This window comes from Alkalibacterium sp. 20 (genome assembly GCF_001885615.1).
Lineage (GTDB): Bacteria > Bacillota > Bacilli > Lactobacillales > Carnobacteriaceae_A > Alkalibacterium.
The window spans coordinates 1-5,095 of the sequence record NZ_LSRN01000068.1 but is presented as its reverse complement, the minus strand read 5'-3'; the positions used below and the strand labels follow the sequence as shown (position 1 = coordinate 5,095).

Genomic DNA, 5,095 nt, shown 5'->3' with positions numbered 1-5,095 from the left:
AAATTAAATAGTTTGATACGAACTCTTTTATACTTCAAAAGAAGATATTCTTGCAAAAGTTCCTAATTCTTCTTCTATTCGTAGAAATCGATTGTATTTTTCGACTCTCTTAGAACGAGCAATTGAACCTGTTTTGATTTGACCTACATTCATTGCTACTGCAAAGTCCGAAATAAATGTATCACCTGTTTCCCCTGATCTATGGGAAATCATAGTTGTTAAATGATTTTTTCTAGCCATTTTAATGGCTTCAATTGATAAAGTTATGCAGCGTGTGCCACTTCTATTTTTCTAAACAAACCTTTTATCAGAATCTATACTCTGATATTAAATAGTGAATAATAAGGCAACTCTTTTTCAGATAGCCTTTATACTTGTCTTTATGTATGATATAGTTTACATTAAGTCAGGTAAACATGATGAAACGGAGGGTCCAATGTCTAAAAATTTAAAACTGAAATCTGCCAGAGCAAAACTGGACATGTCCCAGCAGGAACTGGCTGATGTAGTAGATGTGACTCGTCAGACCATAAGTGCCATTGAACGGGGAGATTATAATCCTTCAATCAACTTATGTATCCGAATCTGTAAAGCGTTAAACGTAACACTCAACGACTTATTCTGGGAGGGAAATGAAAATGACTAATTATGATGAATATCAGAAATTCATGCGCTATAAATATGGTTATCACTCATTTGCAATTATACTCATTTTAACCGTTTTAAATTTTAACCTCGATCTCATTTTTAACCTCCAATGGGCGGAAACAAAATCATTGGAGTTCATGTTATTGATTTTTCTCGCTATTGGATACTCCATAGTGATGAACATTTATAAAGGGGCTTATTTTAGTAAGAAACAAAATCCAAAGATATACGCTGTTATCTTCTTTTTCTTAGGTCTAGCTAATATTTATCTTTCTTTTTCTCCTTATTCACCCCTCATATCAGATGGACTAGTCACGTCAAATAGTATGATGCTTGTAAGTGGGTTGCTTTGGATCTCTATTCCAGTTGCTTATCTAACAAGAATTATAGTAGAGAAAAAAAGAGATGAAAAAGACAATGATTAACAATTAATAATATAAGGAGGAAATAATATGACCGAATCAATACTAGCAATCACTGGTCCAACGTCCGGCATTGGTCGTGGCGCGGTAAAAGCGTTAACGAACAGTTTTGACCGCATGTTACTTTTATGCCGAAATTTAGATAAAGGAGCAGACTTAAAAAACGACTTACTCCAACTAAATCCCGACTTGAACGTGGATATTATTGAATGTGACTTGAGTGTCCTAGCCTCCGTCAGACAAGCGGCAGACACGATAAAAAACAGATTCGATCATATCGACTGCCTGATCAATAACGCCGGCATGGTTTCAACGTCAAAAGAAAAGAGCGTAGACGGGTACGAACTGATGATGGCTACTAATTATATAGGTCCTTTCCTACTGACACATGAGCTGCTGCCGTTAGTCATGAACAGTGAGCGTAAACAAATCGTTGTCGTCTCATCCGATGCTTACAAATTTGCACCAATGAAAAGACCGTTCTTTAAGCCAAAACGCTTCTCTTCAATCGCTGGATATGGGCGTTCAAAACTGGGGACCCTTTATCTCGCTCAGGAACTGCACGAATTCTACTCCCACAAAGGACTCAAAACAACGGCCGTCCACCCGGGAATGGTTTCAACGAACATCGGCAAAAACAACGTCAGTCAGAGTCTTGGTACCTTTGTCTTCAGACTATTAGATCCTTTTTTCAAAACATTGGACGAAGGGGCACAATCCGTCGTTTCTGCTGTGGAAGATCCAGATAAATACGCGGGCTTCTATTCGGATGAAGGCAGGATTGCCGCGGTCAAACAATACGGCAGCGACTTTAAAATGCGTCGAGAATTTATTGACGCCACACTAAAAGAATTGAACTTAAAAGCTTTATAAATTTATACTTACCAGTTCTTTTAGTGTCGGCAGGACTTCCATTTCGAACCAGGGATTCTTTTTCATCCATCCATAATTCAGCGGTGAAGGATGAACCAGCGGCAAGTATTCCGGCATATACTGCTCAAAATTCCGGACAGTTTCAGTCAAGTTTTTCTCGCGCCGTTTGCCTAAATAGTATTTCTGAGCGTAACTTCCTATAAGAATGATCGTCTCAACCTGTGGCATCTCCTTTAACAACTGGGGGTGCCATTTTTCTGCAAACCCTTTGCGCGGCGGGACGTCTCCTGACTTCGCTTTGCCGGGGTAATAAAAGTCCATGGGTAAGTGCGCAATCTTTTCTGTGCTGTAAAACACATCTCGAGATATCCCCATCCACTCACGTAGGCGGTCCCCGCTTGGATCGTTCCAGAACAACTGGGACTCTTCTGCTTTGCGACCCGGAGCTTGCCCGACGACAGCGATCCGTGCTTCTTTGGACGCCTTGAATAGTGGCGACACTCCTCTATTTGTATATGTTTCATTCATTGGGTCAGCCATTATTTCCCGTTTGATTTCTTCAAATACTGTCATAGGGTAGAAGTACTCCTTCCATATTCTTAATTACTTAATTTTCATTCAGATTTGGTTTAAAAGACATCGACTGATCATTTACAGATTGTTTTAAAACCAAACGATTGCTATAGATCAATCTATACCCTTTTCTCTGTAGACTCTTTTAAATCTGTATTTACCTATCATCTTATTATTATATTTCTTATCTATATTCATCCCTTATATTTTGTCTATTCACTACTTTTTTTAGCATAGTGTTTACGTGCTTTTGTTCTGTTCCCGCAAACTTCCATTGAGCACCACTTTCGTCTTCCGCTTGTATCAACGAATAATGCGTAGCATGTATTGGACTTGCATTTTTTTATTTTAGGAAACAGTCCATTATGATGGGCCGTAAGCATGTCATAAGCGATAAGTGAAATGAGTCCATCAGTTCCGCCTGTACTTGGTGTAGGTCTGAATTCTTTGTCGAAAAAAAGAGGTGCCTTCTCAGTATTAGATGCCAGGCTTTCTAAGAATTTTGATTGTGTTTCGGGTTCTAAAAAGAAGGATCTACACTGCTCACGAAATAATTGTATTTTTTTTATATCAATGGAAGATTCGTTTATTTTCTCCACTTGTTCGGAATTTAGTAAGCCTTTTTCTTTCATTAATGAGAGCCAAGCAACCATTAAACCGTCTTCTTCAAGAAAATCTGTAAAAACATTGTTTCTTCCATTAATTGTGTTAAGTATATTAATGAATAAATAATCGGATACATAAGAATATCTGGTTTCTAAATTATTGATCATTTAAAAAATCTCCTTTAAGTTGATTGGTTGACTTTAATAATACCATACTGTACTGTTGATAAGTAACCACTTGAATCAATTTTAATGGTTATAAGGTGAAAGGAGATATTATGTCTAATTAGAGTTTAACAGATATAACATTTGTAGATGAACAAAAGAGGACATAGTTATCCATAGACCTAGAGCACTTTGGTATGGACCTTGTAAAATGATTCCACCTGTATTAAACGATAAAGTACCAGTTGATCAAGCAATACTTATAGAACGAGCAAGAATACAACTAACATGAATGGGAGAAAATAAAATGGCTAAAAAAATCGAAAGAATTACAGCAACTTCAATAGGGATGCAAACAATAGCTGATTCCAAAGGGCATCAAATCATCATTGATGAACCTAAACAAATGGGCGGAAAAGATGAAGGAGCTAATCCACTGGGGTCATTTTTAGCTTCACTAGCAGGATGTGAGAATGCTATAGCTAATATGGCAGCAGCCGAAATGGATTTTGATCTTCAAGGTATAGAATTTGATATAAGAGCAGAAATGAATCCAGAAGGCATGATGGGTAATAAAGATGTTCGTCCCTACTTCCAATCAGTTAAAATAAATGCCCGCGTTAAAACAAGCGAATCGGAAGAGCGTCTCAATGAATTACAAAAAATAGTTGATTCAAGATGTCCAATATTCACATCATTAGAAGCTGCCGATGTCGAAATGATTCCAAATTGGACAAAAGAATAAAAATGAAGCATATTTAACACAACTTATTCGAAATGAACTTATTATATAAGGAGCTGAAGAGATGATAAAAACGGTATTATTCGATATGAACGAGACGCTGTTGGATTTGAGCGTATTAAAAGAAAATTTCGATAAATATTTTGAAGATAAATATGTTCTTAAGTACTGGTTTTCTAAGCTTCTTCATTCGTCTACTGTTATAGGCGGTATGGATGACTATACTGATTTTGGAAAACTTGCAGAAGCAGCGTTGGAAAGTGTCTTTTTAGAGAGCGACAAGGAACTGACTGATGAAATCAAAACAGATATTCTTGGATCGTTCCGAAAACTTCCTGCACATGACGATGTAGCTGAAGCTCTTAAATTATTGAAAGACCATGATATCAAAGTTATTTCAGTAACTAATTCTTCTTATAAAATGGTTGAGGAACAGTTAAATAATTCTGGCCTCATCGATTTATTTGACGCTTATTATTCTGTAGATTCAGTAAAAAAATATAAGCCTTTTGAAGATATTTATAATTATGTACTAAAAGAAGAAAAAATTAATGCTGCCGAGACGGTCATGGTCGCTGCACATGATTGGGATCTGTTCGGTGCTAAAAAAGCTGGACTTAATACAGCCTTTATTAAACGCAAGAAAGATCAATATAACCCTTACTATTTGAAACCAGATATCTCAAACAGTAACTTAGTGGATTTAGTCGAAGAAATTGTGCGTTTCAACTAATTGATCTCAGACTAACCTCTTTAAACACTCCTCAAAAAGTAGTCGAGGTAAATCTTTAAAAACAAGTAAAAATATAAGACACGAAATAACTTAAAAATAACGTGCCGAGAACCCTATTAAACCGGACCCTATGTCAAGGAGAGTATAAAAAACACCCTATGCTGCGGGTTGTAAAAGAAGCTGGCTTCGGTATGATACCGGAGTCATTTTTTTTAGTTTCCATTGTCCTCGTTCGTTGTTGTAATAGTCCATATAATCATCAATAACTAATCTTAATTCTTGCACTGACGTGCAAGTTTCATAGTAGATTTCATCTTTCAAGTGGCCAAAGAAA

At 36.7% G+C, this 5,095-nt stretch carries 8 protein-coding genes and 1 pseudogene; 5 read left to right on the top strand and 4 right to left on the bottom strand.

Features of this window, described 5'->3' with window-relative positions; translation table 11 throughout:
• Positions 1 to 27 precede the first annotated feature (27 nt).
• A pseudogene (locus tag AX762_RS10880) lies at positions 28 to 288 on the bottom strand (phosphopyruvate hydratase); the annotation flags it as partial.
• A 148-nt stretch (positions 289 to 436) separates the two neighbouring features.
• Between AX762_RS10880 and AX762_RS10875 the strand changes: the two are divergent.
• Genes AX762_RS10875 through AX762_RS10865 form a run of 3 tightly spaced genes read left to right on the top strand, consistent with a single transcriptional unit; the run spans position 437 to position 1,943 of the window.
• On the top strand, positions 437 to 646 hold the full coding sequence (locus tag AX762_RS10875) for a helix-turn-helix transcriptional regulator (protein ID WP_071849162.1): 210 nt from the start codon (positions 437 to 439) through the stop codon (positions 644 to 646).
• Entirely contained in the window at positions 639 to 1,073 is a 435-nt protein-coding gene (locus tag AX762_RS10870; RefSeq protein ID WP_071849161.1) for a hypothetical protein, read from the top strand. The genes AX762_RS10875 and AX762_RS10870 overlap by 8 nt, the downstream gene beginning before the upstream one ends.
• Positions 1,074 to 1,100: 27 nt before the next feature.
• Positions 1,101 to 1,943: an SDR family NAD(P)-dependent oxidoreductase gene (locus AX762_RS10865; RefSeq protein WP_071849160.1), complete on the top strand. Its 843-nt coding sequence runs from the start codon at positions 1,101 to 1,103 to the stop codon at positions 1,941 to 1,943.
• On the opposite strand, the gene AX762_RS10860 is transcribed toward AX762_RS10865, so the two are convergent.
• Positions 1,938 to 2,516, bottom strand: a complete 579-nt coding sequence (locus AX762_RS10860; RefSeq protein WP_071849159.1) for a uracil-DNA glycosylase family protein — start codon at positions 2,514 to 2,516, stop codon at positions 1,938 to 1,940. The genes AX762_RS10865 and AX762_RS10860 overlap by 6 nt on opposite strands.
• Before the next feature lie 212 nt (positions 2,517 to 2,728).
• On the bottom strand, positions 2,729 to 3,289 hold the full coding sequence (locus AX762_RS10855; RefSeq protein WP_071849158.1) for a CGNR zinc finger domain-containing protein: 561 nt from the start codon (positions 3,287 to 3,289) through the stop codon (positions 2,729 to 2,731).
• Between the two features lie 304 nt (positions 3,290 to 3,593).
• Here AX762_RS10855 and AX762_RS10850 point away from each other — a divergent pair, with 304 nt between their 5' ends.
• A complete protein-coding gene (locus AX762_RS10850; RefSeq protein WP_071849157.1) occupies positions 3,594 to 4,031 on the top strand; it encodes an OsmC family protein in 438 nt (145 codons plus the stop codon).
• A 61-nt stretch (positions 4,032 to 4,092) separates the two neighbouring features.
• Positions 4,093 to 4,761: a haloacid dehalogenase type II gene (locus tag AX762_RS10845; protein ID WP_071849156.1), complete on the top strand. Its 669-nt coding sequence runs from the start codon at positions 4,093 to 4,095 to the stop codon at positions 4,759 to 4,761.
• A 156-nt stretch (positions 4,762 to 4,917) separates the two neighbouring features.
• Here AX762_RS10845 and AX762_RS10840 read toward each other — a convergent pair.
• Positions 4,918 to 5,095 (bottom strand): integrase core domain-containing protein (locus AX762_RS10840; protein WP_143139360.1); only part of this gene is annotated, 178 nt, incomplete at its 5' end.